At 72.3% G+C, this 16,227-nt stretch carries 16 protein-coding genes; all 16 read right to left on the bottom strand.

Annotated features, from left to right (window positions below; translation table 11 throughout):
* Nucleotides 1-18: 18 nt before the first annotated feature.
* On the bottom strand, nt 19-2,262 hold the full coding sequence (locus LZG04_RS02645; protein WP_233812690.1) for a polyribonucleotide nucleotidyltransferase: 2,244 nt from the start codon (nt 2,260-2,262) through the stop codon (nt 19-21).
* A gap of 221 nt (nt 2,263-2,483) precedes the next feature.
* Complete coding sequence (gene rpsO, locus LZG04_RS02640) at nt 2,484-2,753, bottom strand: 30S ribosomal protein S15 (protein ID WP_233812688.1); 270 nt, start codon at nt 2,751-2,753, stop codon at nt 2,484-2,486.
* 124 nt (nt 2,754-2,877) lie between these two features.
* Nucleotides 2,878-3,330, bottom strand: coding sequence for a 2'-5' RNA ligase family protein (locus LZG04_RS02635; RefSeq protein ID WP_233812686.1), 453 nt, complete (start codon nt 3,328-3,330; stop codon nt 2,878-2,880).
* Nucleotides 3,331-3,340: 10 nt separating this feature from the next.
* Complete coding sequence (locus LZG04_RS02630; RefSeq protein WP_233812684.1) at nt 3,341-3,829, bottom strand: helix-turn-helix domain-containing protein; 489 nt, start codon at nt 3,827-3,829, stop codon at nt 3,341-3,343.
* Nucleotides 3,830-3,920: 91 nt separating this feature from the next.
* A complete protein-coding gene (locus LZG04_RS02625; RefSeq protein ID WP_233812682.1) occupies nt 3,921-4,862 on the bottom strand; it encodes a bifunctional riboflavin kinase/FAD synthetase in 942 nt (313 codons plus the stop codon).
* A 47-nt stretch (nt 4,863-4,909) separates the two neighbouring features.
* Complete coding sequence (locus LZG04_RS02620; protein ID WP_233812680.1) at nt 4,910-5,278, bottom strand: hypothetical protein; 369 nt, start codon at nt 5,276-5,278, stop codon at nt 4,910-4,912.
* Nucleotides 5,279-5,294: 16 nt separating this feature from the next.
* Nucleotides 5,295-6,197 carry a tRNA pseudouridine(55) synthase TruB gene (gene truB / locus LZG04_RS02615; protein ID WP_308198919.1) on the bottom strand — a complete coding sequence of 301 codons (903 nt, stop codon included), beginning with the start codon at nt 6,195-6,197 and terminating at the stop codon, nt 5,295-5,297.
* Nucleotides 6,198-6,208: 11 nt separating this feature from the next.
* Complete coding sequence (locus LZG04_RS02610) at nt 6,209-7,552, bottom strand: nitrate/nitrite transporter (RefSeq protein ID WP_233812678.1); 1,344 nt, start codon at nt 7,550-7,552, stop codon at nt 6,209-6,211.
* A 102-nt stretch (nt 7,553-7,654) separates the two neighbouring features.
* Nucleotides 7,655-8,953 carry an MATE family efflux transporter gene (locus tag LZG04_RS02605; RefSeq protein WP_233812676.1) on the bottom strand — a complete coding sequence of 433 codons (1,299 nt, stop codon included), beginning with the start codon at nt 8,951-8,953 and terminating at the stop codon, nt 7,655-7,657.
* 106 nt (nt 8,954-9,059) lie between these two features.
* Nucleotides 9,060-10,037, bottom strand: coding sequence for a bifunctional oligoribonuclease/PAP phosphatase NrnA (locus LZG04_RS02600; RefSeq protein WP_233813483.1), 978 nt, complete (start codon nt 10,035-10,037; stop codon nt 9,060-9,062).
* Nucleotides 10,038-10,122: 85 nt separating this feature from the next.
* The gene (gene rbfA, locus LZG04_RS02595; RefSeq protein WP_233812675.1) at nt 10,123-10,572 is read right to left on the bottom strand and encodes a 30S ribosome-binding factor RbfA; all 450 of its coding nucleotides are present in this window, start codon (nt 10,570-10,572) and stop codon (nt 10,123-10,125) included.
* Nucleotides 10,573-10,623: 51 nt separating this feature from the next.
* Nucleotides 10,624-10,920: a DUF503 domain-containing protein gene (locus tag LZG04_RS02590; RefSeq protein WP_233812673.1), complete on the bottom strand. Its 297-nt coding sequence runs from the start codon at nt 10,918-10,920 to the stop codon at nt 10,624-10,626.
* Nucleotides 10,921-10,992: 72 nt separating this feature from the next.
* The gene (gene infB, locus LZG04_RS02585) at nt 10,993-14,067 is read right to left on the bottom strand and encodes a translation initiation factor IF-2 (RefSeq protein ID WP_233812670.1); all 3,075 of its coding nucleotides are present in this window, start codon (nt 14,065-14,067) and stop codon (nt 10,993-10,995) included.
* An 88-nt stretch (nt 14,068-14,155) separates the two neighbouring features.
* Entirely contained in the window at nt 14,156-14,581 is a 426-nt protein-coding gene (locus tag LZG04_RS02580; RefSeq protein WP_308198918.1) for a YlxR family protein, read from the bottom strand.
* A complete protein-coding gene (gene nusA / locus LZG04_RS02575; protein ID WP_073899520.1) occupies nt 14,523-15,545 on the bottom strand; it encodes a transcription termination factor NusA in 1,023 nt (340 codons plus the stop codon). The genes LZG04_RS02580 and nusA overlap by 59 nt, the downstream gene beginning before the upstream one ends.
* Nucleotides 15,542-16,066, bottom strand: a complete 525-nt coding sequence (gene rimP / locus LZG04_RS02570; protein ID WP_233812666.1) for a ribosome maturation factor RimP — start codon at nt 16,064-16,066, stop codon at nt 15,542-15,544. The genes nusA and rimP overlap by 4 nt, the downstream gene beginning before the upstream one ends.
* Nucleotides 16,067-16,227: the final 161 nt, after the last annotated feature.

Here is a 16,227-nt window from a genome sequence, read left to right as displayed (position 1 = left end):
TCCCGTTGACGCTCGTCGTCACTGCGCGGAGGCCTCGGCCTCGGCGGGTGCGGCGTCCTTGGCGGGGTTGTCGGCGGCCGGGGCCGCGTCCGCGTCCTCGTTCACCAGCACCAGGCTGATCTTGCCGCGCTGGTCGATGTCGGCGATCTCGACGCGGAGCTTGTCGCCCACGTTGACCACGTCCTCGACCTTGTTGATGCGCTTGCCGTTGCCCAGCTTCGAGATGTGGATCAGGCCGTCCTTGCCCGGGAGCAGGGACACGAACGCGCCGAACGCCGCGGTCTTCACCACGGTGCCCAGGAAGCGCTCGCCCACCTTCGGCAGCTGCGGGTTCGCGATCGCGTTGATCAGGCCGATCGCGGCCTCGGCCGACGGGCCGTCCGCCGCGCCGACGTAGATCGTGCCGTCGTCCTCGATGGAGATGTCGGCACCGGTCTGCTCGGTGATCGAGTTGATCATCTTGCCCTTCGGGCCGATGACCTCGCCGATCTTGTCGGTCGGGATCTTGACCGACGTCACGCGCGGCGCGAACGGGCTCATCTCGTCCGGGCTGTCGATGGCCTCGGCCATGACCTCCAGGATGGTCAGGCGCGCGTCGCGGGCCTGGCCCAGCGCGCCCGCGAGCACGTCGGACGGGATGCCGTCGAGCTTGGTGTCGAGCTGGAGCGCGGTGACGAACTCCTTGGTGCCGGCGACCTTGAAGTCCATGTCGCCGAACGCGTCCTCGGCGCCGAGGATGTCGGTCAGCGCGACGTACTCCGTCTTGCCGTCGACCTCGTCGGACACCAGGCCCATCGCGATGCCCGAGACCGGCGCCTTCAGCGGCACGCCGGCGTTGAGCAGCGACATCGTGGACGCGCAGACCGAGCCCATGGACGTCGAGCCGTTGGAGCCCAGCGCCTCGGACACCTGGCGGATCGCGTAGGGGAACTCCTCGCGCTTGGGCAGCACGGGCATCAGCGCCCGCTCGGCCAGCGCGCCGTGGCCGATCTCGCGCCGCTTGGGCGAGCCGACGCGGCCGGTCTCACCGGTGGAGAACGGCGGGAAGTTGTAGTGGTGCAGGTAGCGCTTGTGCGTCTCGGGGGACAGCGAGTCGATCTGCTGCTCCATGCGCAGCATGTTCAGCGTGGTGACACCCAGGATCTGGGTCTCGCCGCGCTCGAACAGCGCCGAGCCGTGCGCCCGCGGGATGACCTCGACCTCGGCCGACAGCGACCGGATCTCGGTGAGGCCGCGGCCGTCGATGCGCACCTTGTCGCGCAGGATGCGCTGGCGCACGAGCTTCTTGGTCAGCGAGCGGAACGCCGCGCCGACCTCCTTCTCGCGACCCTCGAACTGCTCGGCCAGCTTCTCCAGCACCGACGCCTTGATCTCGTCGATGCGGGACTCGCGCTCCTGCTTGCCCGCGATGGTCAGCGCCTGGGCCAGCTCGCCCGCGCCGGCCTGCTCGACGGCCTCGAAGGCGTCGGGCTGGTAGGCCGGGTAGGTCGGGAACTCGCCGGTGGCCTTCGCCGCGACCTGCGCCAGCTGCGCCTGCGCCTCGCACAGCGACTTGATGAACGGCTTGGCGGCCTCCAGACCGGCGGCCACGACCTCCTCGGTGGGCGCCTGGGCACCGTCGCCGATCAGGTCGATGACGTTCTCGGTAGCCTCGGCCTCGACCATCATGATCGCGACGTCGTCACCGACCACGCGGCCGGCGACGACCATGTCGAACACGGCCTTCTCCAGCTGCTCGTGGGTCGGGAACGCCACCCACTGGCCCTCGATCAGCGCCACCCGGACGCCGCCGATGGGGCCGGAGAACGGCAGGCCCGCCAGCTGCGTGGACGCCGACGCGGCGTTGATCGCCACGACGTCGTACAGGTCGGCCGGGTTCAGGCTCATCACCGTGATGACGACCTGGATCTCGTTGCGCAGACCGTCCACGAAGGACGGGCGCAGCGGCCGGTCGATCAGGCGGCAGGTCAGGATCGCGTCGGTCGACGGGCGGCCTTCGCGGCGGAAGAACGAGCCGGGGATGCGGCCCGCGGCGTACATGCGCTCCTCGACGTCCACCGTGAGGGGGAAGAAGTCGAAGTGCTCCTTGGGGTGCTTCGACGCCGTCGTCGCCGACAGCAGCATCGTCTCGTCGTCCAGGTAGGCGACGACCGAGCCCGCCGCCTGGCGGGCCAGGCGACCGGTCTCGAAGCGGATGGTGCGCGTGCCGAACCGACCGTTGTCGATCACAGCTGAAGTCTCGTGGACCTCGATGTCCGTCATATGGGTACTCCTCGTCATGCGGGTCACAGCGCGCTCGTGGCGCGGGATCGCGGTTCGGACGAGGCCGGTCTTCGATCGAAGTCCCCTGGGTGTCGTCCACCAGGGGGCCACTACCGAGGACCGGCGAACTGTCGTCCCGTTCGCCGCGCGTGCTTCCCTCGTCTTTGATTTCGATAACGCCGAAGGGGAGTGACCGGACGGTCACTCCCCCTCGGCACGTCTCACCTGCGCAGGCCGAGCCGCCCGATGAGGGCGCGGTAGCGCTGGATGTCCACCTTCTGGAGGTAGTTCAGCAGCCGGCGACGCCGGCCGACCAGCAGGAGCAGGCCACGACGCGAGTGGTGGTCGTGCTTGTGCTTCTTCAGGTGCTCGGTCAGGTCGGCGATGCGCTTGCTCAGCAGCGCGACCTGGGCCTCGGCCGAACCGGTGTCCGTGTCGTGGACGCCGTACTCGGCGAGGATGGTCTTCTTCTCTTCGGTGGTCAGTGCCACGTGCTCGCTACTCCTTGTACTGGTTAAGTGCCGTGCGGCCCCGCCCGTGGACGGGGTAGTCGGTGCTGGCCGCCACGGACCGCAGCCAGACCCAACTGTCGAGGCTACCAGCAGTGGCCGCGCGTCACGCGTTTGACGTGCTCAAGGGCACGCGGTCGAGCACCGCGTAGCCCTCCGCCGGGCGGCTGCGGACCAGCGCGACCTCGGTGGCGGTCCACTCACGACCGGTGAACTCCACGTGCGGCAGCCCCGCCCCGCGCGCCACGGTGAGGTGCGGTCGCCAGTCCGGCGGCACGCGCGCCGCCTCACCCAGCTCGGCCAGCGGGCCGTCCACGCCGATCCACAGCACGTGGCGGAACGTGCCGCTGCCGCGCAGCCGCAGGACGGGCGCCGTGACGCGGTCCAGGCCGTCGAGCGGGCGGGTGGGCTCGACCTCGCCGAAGAACCGGACCGTGACGTGCCAGCGGGCCGGGCGCACCCAGCGCAGCCGGGGGTGCGCGGCGCGGACCGGGCGCAGGGCGTCGTGCAGCTCCTCGACGACGTCGTCGGGCGGGAAGATCGCGGAGAAGAAGCTCACCGGAGGGCGGTCAGGCGTCGCGGCCCTTGCCCGCGCGGCGCAGCAGCTCGGCCAGCGCCGGGAAGTCCTCGCCCAGCACGTCGGCGGCCTGCGACAGCTCGTGGCGGTCGGCCAGGCGGCGCAGGAACGGGAACACCACGGCCTCGTCGTCCGGGCTGCCGTTCACCGGCAGTGAGTCGCGGCTCACGGTGGGCTTCGACTGCCGCACGTCCTCCAGCGCGCGCTGCAACGCCTCGGGCGAGCCGGAGGCCACGTCGGGGGTGAGGACCTTGCGCTCCAGCATGATCATCCGGGCCAGCACGGAGGGGTTGCCGATCTTGGCCCGACGTCCGCTCATGACCTGGCTCAGCATGGGGGCGCTGATGCCCAGCACGTCCGCGAGCTGGGCCTGCGAGACGTTGAACGCGACCACCAGCCGGCGCACCCGGTCGCCCAGGGGTTCGCCGTACCACTCCCGCTGCAACGCGAGATTGCGCTGGACGATCTTGTGGTCCTCCACCTTCGCCTCTCCCCTGACCGACGGACGTGTCAGGCATCTTGCCAGGTCGTCAGGCGTCGCACGGCGGGTTCCACCCACCTGGTTCAACCGGTCAGGCGTCACCGGGATCCGTCAGGAGGTCACGGGCCGTGTCCACGTCGCGGTGCATCTGCGCGAGCAGCGACTCGACGCTGTCGAACTTCTCCATGTCCCGCAGCCGGTCCACGAAGTCCAGCGCCACGCGCTGGCCGTAGAAGTCCTCGTCCACGTCGAGCACGAACGCCTCCACCCGCCGTTCCCGGCCGGAGAACGTCGGATTGGTGCCCACGCTGACCGCGGCCTTGAGGCGGCGGCCGGAGCCGTGCACGAACCAGCACGCGTACACGCCGTCCGCGGGCACGGCGGCGAACCGCGTGGTGGACAGGTTGGCCGTGGGGAAGCCGAGTTCCTTGCCCCGGCCGTCGCCGCGCACCACGATGCCCTCCAGCCGGTGCGGCCGGCCGAGCGCCTGCGCCGCCGCGGCCACGTCGCCCGCGTCGATGCACGCCCGGATGTAGGTCGACGAGTAGGTCACGCCGTCGTCGGTCACCAGATCCGCCCCCTCGGTCACGAAACCGAACCGCTTGCCCAACGCGCGCAGCAGCTCCACGTTGCCCGCCGCCTTGTGGCCGAACGTGAAGTTCTCCCCCACCACCACGGCCGCCACATGCAGCCGGTCCACCAGCACCTCGTGCGCGAACTCGTCGGCGGGCGTGCGCGCCACCTCGGCGGTGAACGGGATCACGCAGAACACGTCCACGCCCAAGCCCTCGACCAGTTCGGCCCGCCGGCGCAGGCTGGTCAGCTGCGCCGGGTGGCTGCCCGGCCGGACCACTTCGGACGGGTGCGGGTCGAAGGTGATCAGGACGCTCGGCACACCCTTCTCCTCGGCCAACCCGACCGCGCGGTTGATCAGCGCCTGGTGCCCGCGGTGCACCCCGTCGAACACGCCGATGGTCACCACGCAGCGGCCCCAGCCGCCGGGCAGGTGGTCGAGCCCTCTCCAGCGTTGCACGCGGGCAAGCCTAGGCGGTCGTCCTCCGCGCGCGGGCCGAGGTCGGGCTAGTCGCGGCGGATGTCGCGGCCCGCCTGGTGGACCGTGCCGCCGTCACGCGCGATCGCGGTCTGGTTGACGGTGGTCGGCGAGTTGATCGTGAGGCCGCCCAGCGTGCCCGCCTGCACCACGGGACCGTTGACGGTGCCGCTGATGCTGTTGTGCACGTCGGGCGTCGGCGGCGTGGGCGTGGCGGCCGGTGGTTCGGGGCGGGCGGTGGCCTGCACGCGCAGGGCGACGACCACCCCCAGCACGGTGAGCAGCACGACCGCTACCCAGGTCCACGGCTTCGCCCCGCCGTCCGTGGCCAGGTTGATCGCCACCCCGGTGGCCGACGTCACCGCACCGGCCGCGGCCGGCCACACCCACTTCGCCATGACCCCACGGTAAGCCCTAGCCGACCGGCGCGAGTACCACCAACGGCTTGGCGATCGGGCCCTCGTCCTTGGCCAGCGCGACCACGTGGCCGTCCGGGCCGAAGACGCCGTAGGTGCCGTCCAGCCCGCCGGCGGCCAGGCGTTGGCCGTGGGAGAGGGCGATCGCCTCGCGCGGCGCGATCTCGCGGCGCGGGAAGGCGGTGGACACGGCGGCGTCCAGGTCCAGCGACAGGCCCGGCGCGCTCTCCAGCTGCTCCAGGGTCTTGGCCACGCGCAGGTCGAACGGGCCGACGCGGGTGCGGCGCAGGGCCGCCAGGTGGCCGCCGACGCCCAGGTCCGCGCCCAGGTCGCGGGCCAGCGCGCGCACGTAGGTCCCGGACGAGCACTCCACCATCACGTCCAGCTCGGTGACGCCCTCGCCCTCGCGGCGGATCGCCAGCACGTCGAAGCGGTGCACGGTCACCGGGCGCGCCGGGATCTCCACCACCTCACCGGCGCGCACCCGCGCGTAGGCGCGCTTGCCGTCGATCTTCACCGCGCTCACCGCGCTGGGCACCTGCTCGATCGCGCCGGTCAGCTTCGCCACGCCCGCCCGGATCGCGGCCTCGTCCACATCGGACGCGTCGGCCGTGGACAGCACCTCGCCCTCGGCGTCGTCGGTGGTGGTGGAGGAACCCAGGCGGATGGTCGACAGGTACGCCTTGCTGTCCAGCGCGAGGTGGCCGAGCAGCTTGGTGGCCCGCTCGATGCCGAGCACGAGCACGCCGGTCGCCATCGGGTCGAGCGTGCCCGCGTGCCCGACCTTGCGGGTGCCGAGGATGCGGCGGACCTTGGCCACCACGTCGTGGGAGGTCATGCCGTCGGGCTTGTCGATGACGACGAGACCGGGCGGGACAGGGGGACGAGAGGTTGCGGACACGGTGGAGGATCCTAAGCCTCGACCAGGGCCCGCCTGTCGGCCGTGGCCACGTCCCACCGACGGCGGCGCAACTGCACGGGCACCGGCTCGCCGCGGTCCTCGGCGGCGAACACCGCGGCACGCGCGCGACGCCACCACACCACCGTGCGCCACACACCCACCAGCAGCACGGCGACCACGGACGTGAACGCGACCCGGTACGCCTGCGGCGCGGCCAGATGCGGCTCGACGACGTCCAGCAGCACGCCCACGACCAGCGCGGTGAACGTGACCGCGCCGAACCCGCCGACGTTGGCCACGCCGGTCGCCGTGCTCACCCGGTGCAGCGGGTTGTAGTCGCGCACCAGCGCGAACGCCACGCCGGACGCCGGGTTGCCCAGCGCCAGCACGGCGAACAGCACGTACAGCGCGGGCGTGGGCAGCACGCCGCCGGGCCAGCCCAGCAGCACGGCCCAGCACAGCACGGCCGCGGCCAGGTAGGTGCCGACGATCGGCATCCGCCACTCCGGCCGGCCGCCGATCACCGTGCCCATCACCGGCCCGCTGACGATCGCCACCAGCACGAGCGTGCTCAGCACCGCCGACGCCGACGGCCGCGACAGGCCCTGCGCCTCGACCAGGTACGGGAAGCCCCACAGCAGGCCCAGCACGGCGGGCGCGGACATCGACGTGAAGTGCACCCAGAACCCGAGGCGCGTGCTCGGCTCGCGCCACGCGTCGCGGACCTTCGCGCCCACGGCGCGCAACGGCACCGGCTCGACCACGGGCTGCGGCACGCCGTCGGGCACCTCGCGCACCCGCCAGGACACCACCGCCGCGTACGCCGCCGTGGCCAGGCCCGCGATCAGGAACGTCACCGTCCAGCCCGCGTCGTCCAGCAGCAAGGTCAGCGGCACGGTCGCGACCAGGTTGCCCGCGCCGCCCAACGCCGCCGACAGGGTCATGACCAGCGTGAACCGGCGGGGCGGGAAGTGGGCGGCGGCCAGCCGCAGCACGCTGACCCACGTCATGGCGTCACCGACGCCGAGCACGGCGCGCGCGGCCAGGCCGAGCGGGTAGGACTCGGCGATCGCGAACAGGGTCTGGCCGAGGCCCATGAGCAGCGCGGCAGCGGTCAGCACGCGACGCGGGCCGAAGCGGTCCACCAGCAGGCCGGTGGGGATCTGCATCAGCGCGTAGAGGCCGATCTGCAGGACGGTGAACGTGCCGAGCGCGGCGGGCCCGACGGAGAAGCGGTCGCCCGCTTCGAGGCTGGCCACGCCCAGCGAGGTCCGGTGGAACAGGGCGGCGATGTAGACGAGGACGGCGGTTGACCAGATCAGCCACGCTTGCTTCGTGGCACGATCGACCGGCAAGGCGGATCTCCTAGGCTTGCGTGCGGCAGCACTCCCAGTATCGAGAAACACTTGCCTGGTGTTAACGATTCCTCGGGGTGCCGCTCACCACAACACGCCTGGTCACACCACGCCTACGCGCGCCCACTGCCCGGAACGGGTGCGGGCGAGCACCAGCACCAGCCGCAGGACCATGAACGCCGACAGGCCGCTCCAGATGCCGACCAGTCCCCAGCCGAACCCGTAGGACGCCCACACCAGCGGCAGGAAGCCCAGCGCCGCCGACGCCAGGGTCGCCGTGCGCAGGAACCGCGCGTCGCCCGCGCCGAGCAGCACGCCGTCCAGCGCGAACACCACGCCCGCGATCGGCTGCAAGCCGACGAAGAACCACCAGGCGTGCGGCACCTCGTCCAGCACCGCCGGGTCGCTGGTGAACACCGTCGGCAGCGGGCCGGACAGCGCCGCGAACAGCACGCCCAGCAGCACGCCGAACCACAGCCCGTACCCGGTGACCTGCCAGGCGAACCGGCGGGCCTGCTCGCGGCGGGCCGCGCCCAGCGCCTCCCCCACGATCGACTGCGCGGCGATCGCCAGCGAGTCGAGCACGAGGGCGAGGAACGTCCACAGCTGCAACACGACCTGGTGCGCGCCGACCGCGCCGACCGACGTGCGCGCCGCCACCGAGGCGGCCGACAGGAAGCACGCCTGGAACGCCAGGCTGCGCAGCACCAGGTCGCGGCCGAGGCCGAGCTGGGCCCGCATCCGACGCCCGTCGGGCCGCAGGCTCACCCGCTCCGAGCGCAACGCCCGCAGGAACAGCCCGGCCGACAGCACCTGCGCGATCACGTTCGCGACCGCCGAGCCCTCCAGACCCCAGTCCGCGCCGTGCACGAGCAGCGGGCACAGCACGGCCGAGATGCCGTTGCCGACCAGCACGTACCGCAGCGGGCGACGGGTGTCCTGCACCCCGCGCATCCAGCCGTTGCCGGCCATCGTGACCAGCACGAACGGCGCGCCGAACAATGCGATCCGCAGCCACGAGACGGCGTTGTCGGCGACCGCGCCCTCACCGGCGAGCAGCCGTGCGGCGGGACCGGCCAGCACCTGCCCGAGCACGATCACCAGCGCACCGACCGCGAGCGCGAGCCACGTGGCCTGCACGCCCTCCTCGACGGCCTCGGACCGCCGCCCGGCCCCGAACAACCGGGCCGTGCGCGCCGTCGTGCCGTAGGACAGGAACGTCAACTGGGTCGCGACCTGCGTGAACAACACGCCGCCCAACGCGAGCCCGGCCAGCGGCAACGCGCCGAGGTGCCCCACGACGGCCGTGTCCACCAGCACGTACAACGGCTCGGCCGCCAGCACCACAAGCGCCGGCGCGGCCAACCCGACCACCCGCCGCGCCGGAACCCGCTCCTCCACCCGATCCCCTCACTGCACGACACGCGCGTCCCGAACGTAGGACTCACGCGCGAGTCCTACGTTCAGAACGCGAGAGTCCTACGTTCGGAACACCCGAATTCAACGCTCAGGACGCCGCGGTCACGGTCTCCAGGGCCGCGCGCAGGTTCGCCAGCACCTCGTCGGCCGCGCCGGTGGCGGTGAAGCCCGCGGCCAGCCGGTGGCCACCGCCGCCGAGCAGCTGCGCCACCTCGCGCACGTCCACCCGGCTCACCGCGCGCAACGACACCGACCACGACGACGGCCGCAGCTCCTTCAGCACCGCCGCCACCTCGGCCTCGGCCGTGGTGCGCACCAGGTCGACCACGCTCTCCACCTCCTCGGGCCGCAGCCCGGAGGCGTCCTCCAGCGTCACGACGGCGTGCACGAACCCCAGCCCGCCCGCGGCCTCACGCTCCAGGCACGCCCGGCTGAGCACCTTCGCCAACATCCCGAGATACCCGAACGGGTGAGAGTCCATCAACGGCCGGGCCACCGCCTCGGCGTCCACCCCGGCCGCGAGCAGCCGGGCCGCCACCTCGTGCGTCGTCGCCGACGCGTGCCGGAACGACCGCGTGTCGGTCACCAGGCCCGCGTACACGCAGCGGGCCACCGGCTCGTCCAGCTCCACGCCCAGCTCGTCCAACAGCCGAAGCACCACGAGCGCGGTCGCCTCGGCCCGGTCGTCCACCACGTTCACGTGCCCGAACCGGGGGTTCGACACATGGTGGTCCAGCACCACGACCACACCGGCGGTCGACACCCGATCGGCCAACGGACCGAGCCGCCCGACACTGCCCGTGTCCAACGCGACCAGCACGGGCGGCGCGGCGGGCACGGCCGACGCCGGCACCAGCAGCCCGGCCACGTCCAGGCCGCGCAACGTCTCCGGCACCTCGTCCGGCGCCCCGAACGACACCCGCACGGTCACCCCGCGCCGGTGCAGGGCCAACCCCAGCGCCAACGCGCTGCCCAACGCGTCCGCGTCGGGGTTCACGTGCGCCAGCAGCGTCACGTCGGTGGCGGCGGACAGGACGCGGGCGGCCTCGGCGAGGTCCGCGCCCAGGTCGTCGACCGGGCGGACGGCGCCGACCGCGCGGTCGGGCGGTCCCGGGTCGATCAAGCTCGGATCGTTGTGCACGACGAGAACGCTAGTCGGCGTCCTCGGCCTCGCGCGGAGGCTTGTACGGGTCCGGCTCGCCCGCGGGTTCGGCACCGTGCGCGATGCGCGCCACCTCGGCGTCCAGCTCCCGTGCCCGGGCCAGCAGCTCGTCCATCCGACGCGCCTCGTCGGGCACGGTGTCGGTGACGAACGACAGGGTCGGCGTGAACCGGACACCGGTCTGCTGGCCGACCATGGTGCGCAGCACGCCCTTGGCGCTCTCCAGCGCCGCGGCCGCGCCCGCGAGATCCGGCTCGGAGTCCAGCCGCTCGCCGAGCACGGTGTAGTAGATCGTCGCGTCGTGCAGGTCGCCGGTCACCCTCGTGTCCGTGATGGTGACGCGGGCCAGCCGCGGGTCCTTCACCTCGTGCTCCAGCGCGGAAGCCACGATCTGCGAGATCCGCTTGGCCAGCTTGCGAGCCCGTGCCTGGTCGGCCACGGCGCTCCCCTCCTGTCGTTGCGATGTGCCGCCACCAGGGGCGGCGTTCTGCTAGTCGTCCTCCGGCCCGACCAGCCTGTGGCGGGCGGAGAGAAGTTCCAACTCGGGCCGTCCGGCCACCAGCCGCTCGCAGGCGGCCAGCACGTCCCTCACATGCTCGGCGTCGGCGGCGACGGCCGCCACTCCGATCAGGGCCCGGCGGTGCAGGTCCAGATGACCCGCCTCGGCGACCGACACCTCGAACTTGCGGCGCAGCTCGGCCACGATCGGCCGGACCGCGGACCGCTTCTGCTTCAACGAGTGGACGTCGCCCAACAGCACGTCCAGCTCAAGGGCACCGACGAACACAGATGATCACCAGGGGTGTCCGGGGGTGGGGGGCCGCCGGTCTCGACGGCCCCGCACCTCACGTCAGGACGATCAGACGCGCGGCTTCTCGCGCATCTCGAACGTCTCGATGATGTCGCCGACCTTCAGGTCGCTGTAGTTGCCGAGCGTCAGACCACATTCGAAGCCCTCGCGGACCTCGGTCGCGTCGTCCTTGAACCGGCGCAGCGAGCTGATCGGCAGGTTCTCCTGCACGACGTTGTTGTCGCGCAGCAGGCGGGCCCGGGCGTTGCGCCGGATCTCGCCCGACATCACGAGGCAACCCGCGATCGTGCCGACCTTGGAGGACTTGAAGACCTCGCGGACCTCCGCGCGGCCCAGCTGGACCTCTTCGTACTCCGGCTTGAGCATGCCCTTGAGGGCCTGCTCGATCTCGTCGATCGCCTGGTAGATCACCGTGTAGTAGCGGACGTCCACGCCCTCGCGGTTGGCGAGCTCGGTGGCCTTGCCCTCGGCCCGGACGTTGAAGCCCAGGACGATGGCGCTACCCGCGACGGCGAGGTTGATGTCGCCTTCGGTGATGCCACCGACACCGCGGTGGATGACCCGCAGCTCGACGTCGTCGCCGACCTCGATCTTCATGAGCGCGTCCTCGAGGGCCTCGACGGTACCCGAGTTGTCACCCTTGATGATCAAGGTGAGCTGGCTGGTCTCCTTCAGCGCGGCGTCCAGGTCCTCCAGGCTGACGCGCTTGCGCTTCGCGGCGTTCATCGCGTTGCGGTTGCGGGCCTGGCGGCGCTCGGCGATCTGCCGCGCCACCCGGTCCTCCTCCACCACGAGGAACGTGTCACCCGCGCCGGGCACCGACGTCAGACCGATGACCTGCACCGGACGCGACGGGGTCGCCTCGGTGACGTCCACGCCGTGCTCGTCCACCATGCGGCGCACGCGACCGTAGGCGGCGCCCGCCACGATCGAGTCACCCACGCGGAGCGTGCCGCGCTGCACCAGCACCGTGGCGACCGGACCGCGACCGCGGTCGAGGTGCGCCTCGATGGCGACGCCCTGCGCCTCCATCTCCGGGTTGGCCCGCAGGTCGAGCGAGGCGTCGGCGGTCAGCAGGATCGCTTCCAGCAGGCCGTCGATGTTGATGCCCTGCTTCGCCGAGATGTCGACGAACATGGTGTCGCCGCCGTACTCCTCGGCGACCAGCCCGTACTCGGTGAGCTGCTGGCGGATCTTGGCGGGGTTGGCCCCCTCCTTGTCGATCTTGTTGACCGCGACCACGATCGGCGCGTTGGCCGCCTGGGCGTGGTTGATCGCCTCCACCGTCTGCGGCATCACGCCGTCGTCGGCCGCCACCACGATGACCGCGATGTCGGTCGAGTTCGCACCACGCGCACGCATGGCGGTGAACGCCTCGTGACCCGGGGTGTCGATGAAGGTGATGAGGCGCTCGTTGCCCTCCAGCTCCGTGCGGACCTGGTAGGCGCCGATGTGCTGGGTGATGCCACCGGCCTCGCCCTCGGCGACCTTCGCCTTGCGGATGGTGTCCAACAGGCGCGTCTTGCCGTGGTCGACGTGACCCATGACGGTCACGACCGGCGGACGGATCTGGAGGTCCTCCTCGCCGCCGGCGTCGTCGCCGTAGGTGATGTCGAACGTCTCCAGCAGCTCGCGGTCCTCCTCCTCGGGGGACACGACCTGCACGTTGTAGTTCATCTCGGAGCCGAGCAGCTCCAGGATCTCGTCGGAGACGGACTGCGTCGCGGTGACCATCTCGCCGAGGTGGAACAACACCTGCACCAGCGAGGCCGGGTTGGCGTTGATCTTGTCGGCGAAGTCGGTCAGCGAGGCGCCACGCGGCAGGCGGATCGTCTCGCCGTTGCCCTTGGGCAGGCGGACGCCACCGACCGACGGCGCCTGCATGTTGTCCATGTACTCCTGCCGCTTCTGCCGCTTCGACTTGCGGCCGCGACGCGCCGGACCACCGGGACGGCCGAAGGCACCCGCGGCACCGCCGCGTCCACCGGGACCGCCACCACCGGGACGACCGCGGAAACCGCCGCCACCACCGGCCGGTGCGCCACCGCCGCCGCCACCACCGCCGCCGGGACGGAAGCCACCGCCGCCGCCACCGCCACCACCGGGGCGGAAGCCGCCACCGGCGCCACCGCCACCACCGGGACGGAAGCCGCCGCCACCGCCACCACCGGGACGACCGCCGCCGCCACCGGGACCGCGGCCACCGCCGCCGCCACCGGGACCACCGGGGCCACGACCGCCGCCGCCGCCACCGGGGCGGGGCGCCGGGCGACCGGGCATCATGCCCGGGTTCGGCCGGGGCGGCATGTTGCCGGGGTTGGGCCGGGGACCGCCGGGACCGCCGCCGGAGCCACCCGGACGGGGGCCTGCCGGACGCGAGTCACCGGGCTTGGGGCCGGACGGCCGCTCGCCGCCACCCGGCGCGGCCGGGCGCGGTGCCTGCGGACGCGGCGCGGGAGCGCCACCGCCGACGCCGAACGGGTTGTTGCCCGGACGCGGGGGCCGCGGGCCGGCGGGCTTGGGAGCCTGCGGGCGCGGCGGGACCACGGACGGGGTGTTCTGCGCGGCCGCGGGCTGCTGCTGCGGCGCGCGGGGGCCGGGCCGAGGGCCGGGACCACCGGTCTTCGGCGCCTGCTGCGGCTGCTGGGGCTGCTGCGGCTGCGGCACGACGGCCGGCTTCGGCGCCTGGGTGGGCGCCGGGGCCGAGGCCGCGGCCGGGGCCTGGGGCTGCGCGGCGGGCGCGGCCGGGGCCGCGGGCGTCGCGGGCGCCGGCGCGGCGGGCTTGGCCACCGGCTTGGGCGCCATCGGCTTGGGACCGGGCACGGGACGCGGACCCGGCTTGCCGGCCGGGACCTGCGGGCGCGGGGTCGCGTCGGTCCGGGTCTCGCCCGAGCCGCCCGTCGCGGACGGGGCGGGCTTCGGCGGGGCCGGGCGGGCGCCCGCCGGCTTGGGCTTCGACTCGCCCTTGGCGTAGGCGTCACGGAGCCGTCGGGCCACCGGGGCCTCGACGGTGCTGGACGCGGACTTCACGTATTCGCCCTGGTCGGCGAGCTTGCTCAGTAGTTCTTTACTCGTGACACCGAGCTCTTTGGCGAGCTCGTGCACGCGGGCCTTACCTGCCACTGCACTCCTCTGTGAGGGAGGCCGGCGGGCAAGTCCCGTCGACCTCGTCTTAACGTCGCGCGTTCATGTCTTCAGCTTCACGGCTGACTCATGACGGGTCGACCTGCTTCCTTGCTTCCTGCTGGTCGCGGGGCGATCCCGCGACCTCCTTCCCCACCTGCGCGAGGTGTCCGCGCACCCGGTCCACGTCGAGCGGACCCTGGACCCGGAAGGCCCTGGGGAACGCTCGCCGCTTCTCGGCGTTGCGGAGGCAGTCCGGATCGGGGTGCAGCCATGCACCCCTACCGGGCAACCGTCGTCGTGTGTCCGGGACCACAGCCCCGTCCACGACCACCACGCGCAGCAGCTCGGAGGGCAACGTCCGAGCGCGGCATCCGATGCACGTACGAACCGGGCCGATGTGCGTGAGATCCGATCCCCGACGTTGAACCACTGAGAAGTCTATCCCCTGTTGCCTATTCAGCCGAACCGGATGTCGCCGCGCCCGCCGGAGCGGACCCGCCGGCCTCCGCATCACTGCGGATGTCGATGCGCCAACCGGTGAGCCGAGCGGCCAGCCGGGCGTTCTGGCCCTCCTTGCCGATGGCGAGGGAGAGCTGGAAGTCCGGGACCACGACCCGTGCCGTCTTGGCGCGCTCGTCGAGCACCCGCACGGATACAACCTTCGCCGGTGACAAGGCATTCCCGACGAACGTGGCCGGGTCGTCGGAGTGGTCGATGATGTCGATCTTCTCACCGGCCAGCTCGCTCATGACGTTGCGCACCCGGGCACCCATCGGGCCGATGCACGCGCCCTTGGCGTTGACGCCGGGGACGGTGGTGCGGACCGCGATCTTCGAACGGTGACCTGCCTCACGTGCCACCGCGGGGATCTCCACGGTGCCGTCGGCGATCTCGGGCACCTCGAGCGCGAACAGGCGGCGCACCAGGTTCGGGTGGGTGCGCGACAGGGTGATCTGCGGGCCGCGCGCGCCGCGCGACACGCCCACGACGTAGCACTTGAGCCGCGAGCCGTGCTCGTAGGACTCGCCGGGCACCTGCTCGGCGGGCGGCAGCACGCCTTCGGTGTCCCCTATCTGGACGACGACCATGCCGCGCGCGTTGGCGCGGGCGTCGCGCTGCACCACGCCCGCGATGATCTCGCCCTCCTTGGCGGAGAACTCGCCGAACGTGCGCTCGTGCTCGGCGTCGCGCAGGCGCTGGAGGATGACCTGGCGGGCGGTGGTGGCGGCGATGCGGCCGAACCCCTCGGGGGTGTCGTCCCACTCCTCGGCCACGGTGCCGTCCGGGTTGAGCTCCTGCGCGAGCACGCGCACCACGCCGGTCTTGCGGTCGATTTCCACGCGCGAGTGCGAGTGGTGGCCCTCGGTGTGCTTGTAGGCGGTCAGCAGGGCGGTCTCGATGGCTTCGAGGACGGTGTCGAAGGGGATGTCCTTGTCCCGTTCGATCGCCCTGAGAGCGGCGATGTCGACGTTCACTCCGACTCCTCCTCCAGGTGCTTGCCTTCGAGGAGCGCGAGCTCTTCGACCGGCGGCTGCTTGAACTCGACTTCGACGACGGCGCGCTCGATCGTCCGGTACTCGACGCGGCGCAGCTCGCCCTTGACCAGCAGCACGACGCCGGTGTCGTCGGCGTCGCCGACCCGGCCGAACCACTCAACCTGCTCCGGCTGCTTGACCTTCACCAGGCGCAGCCGGTTGCGCTTCCAGTGGCGAGGCTTGGTGAGCGGGCGGTCCGCGCCGGGCGAGGTGACCTCGAGCGTGTACGGCCCGGCGATCAGGTGCTCGTGGGCGTCGAGGGCGGCGGACACGGCGCGGCTGGCCTGCGCCACCTCGTCCAGCCCGATCCCCTCGTCGCCGTCCACGACCACCTTGACCAGCCTGCGACGCCCAGCCTGGTTCACGTCGAGCGTCTCGAGGTCGAAGCCGATCGCCTCGACCGCCTCGCGCACGACGGGTGCTAGCTGCGCGGCGAGTTCTCCGCGCGGCGGGCTGGACACGTGGTGACTCCAAGTTCTCTTCGAGTGCAGAGGGCACGGCAACCCCGGCCGACGCTGCACTTCGCCGGCCGTGGTCGCCCAGACTATCTCGTTCGGCGGGCTCACACGTGCCACGGGCGATCGCGCGGCGGCGACCGGAGGGCCGCGCGGCTCTGGCAGGA

Source organism: Saccharothrix sp. S26, assembly GCF_021390395.1.
Classification (GTDB): Bacteria; Actinomycetota; Actinomycetes; order Mycobacteriales; family Pseudonocardiaceae; genus Actinosynnema.
The sequence above is the reverse complement of the archived record's forward strand: the minus strand, read 5'-3'. Positions and strand labels throughout refer to the sequence as shown.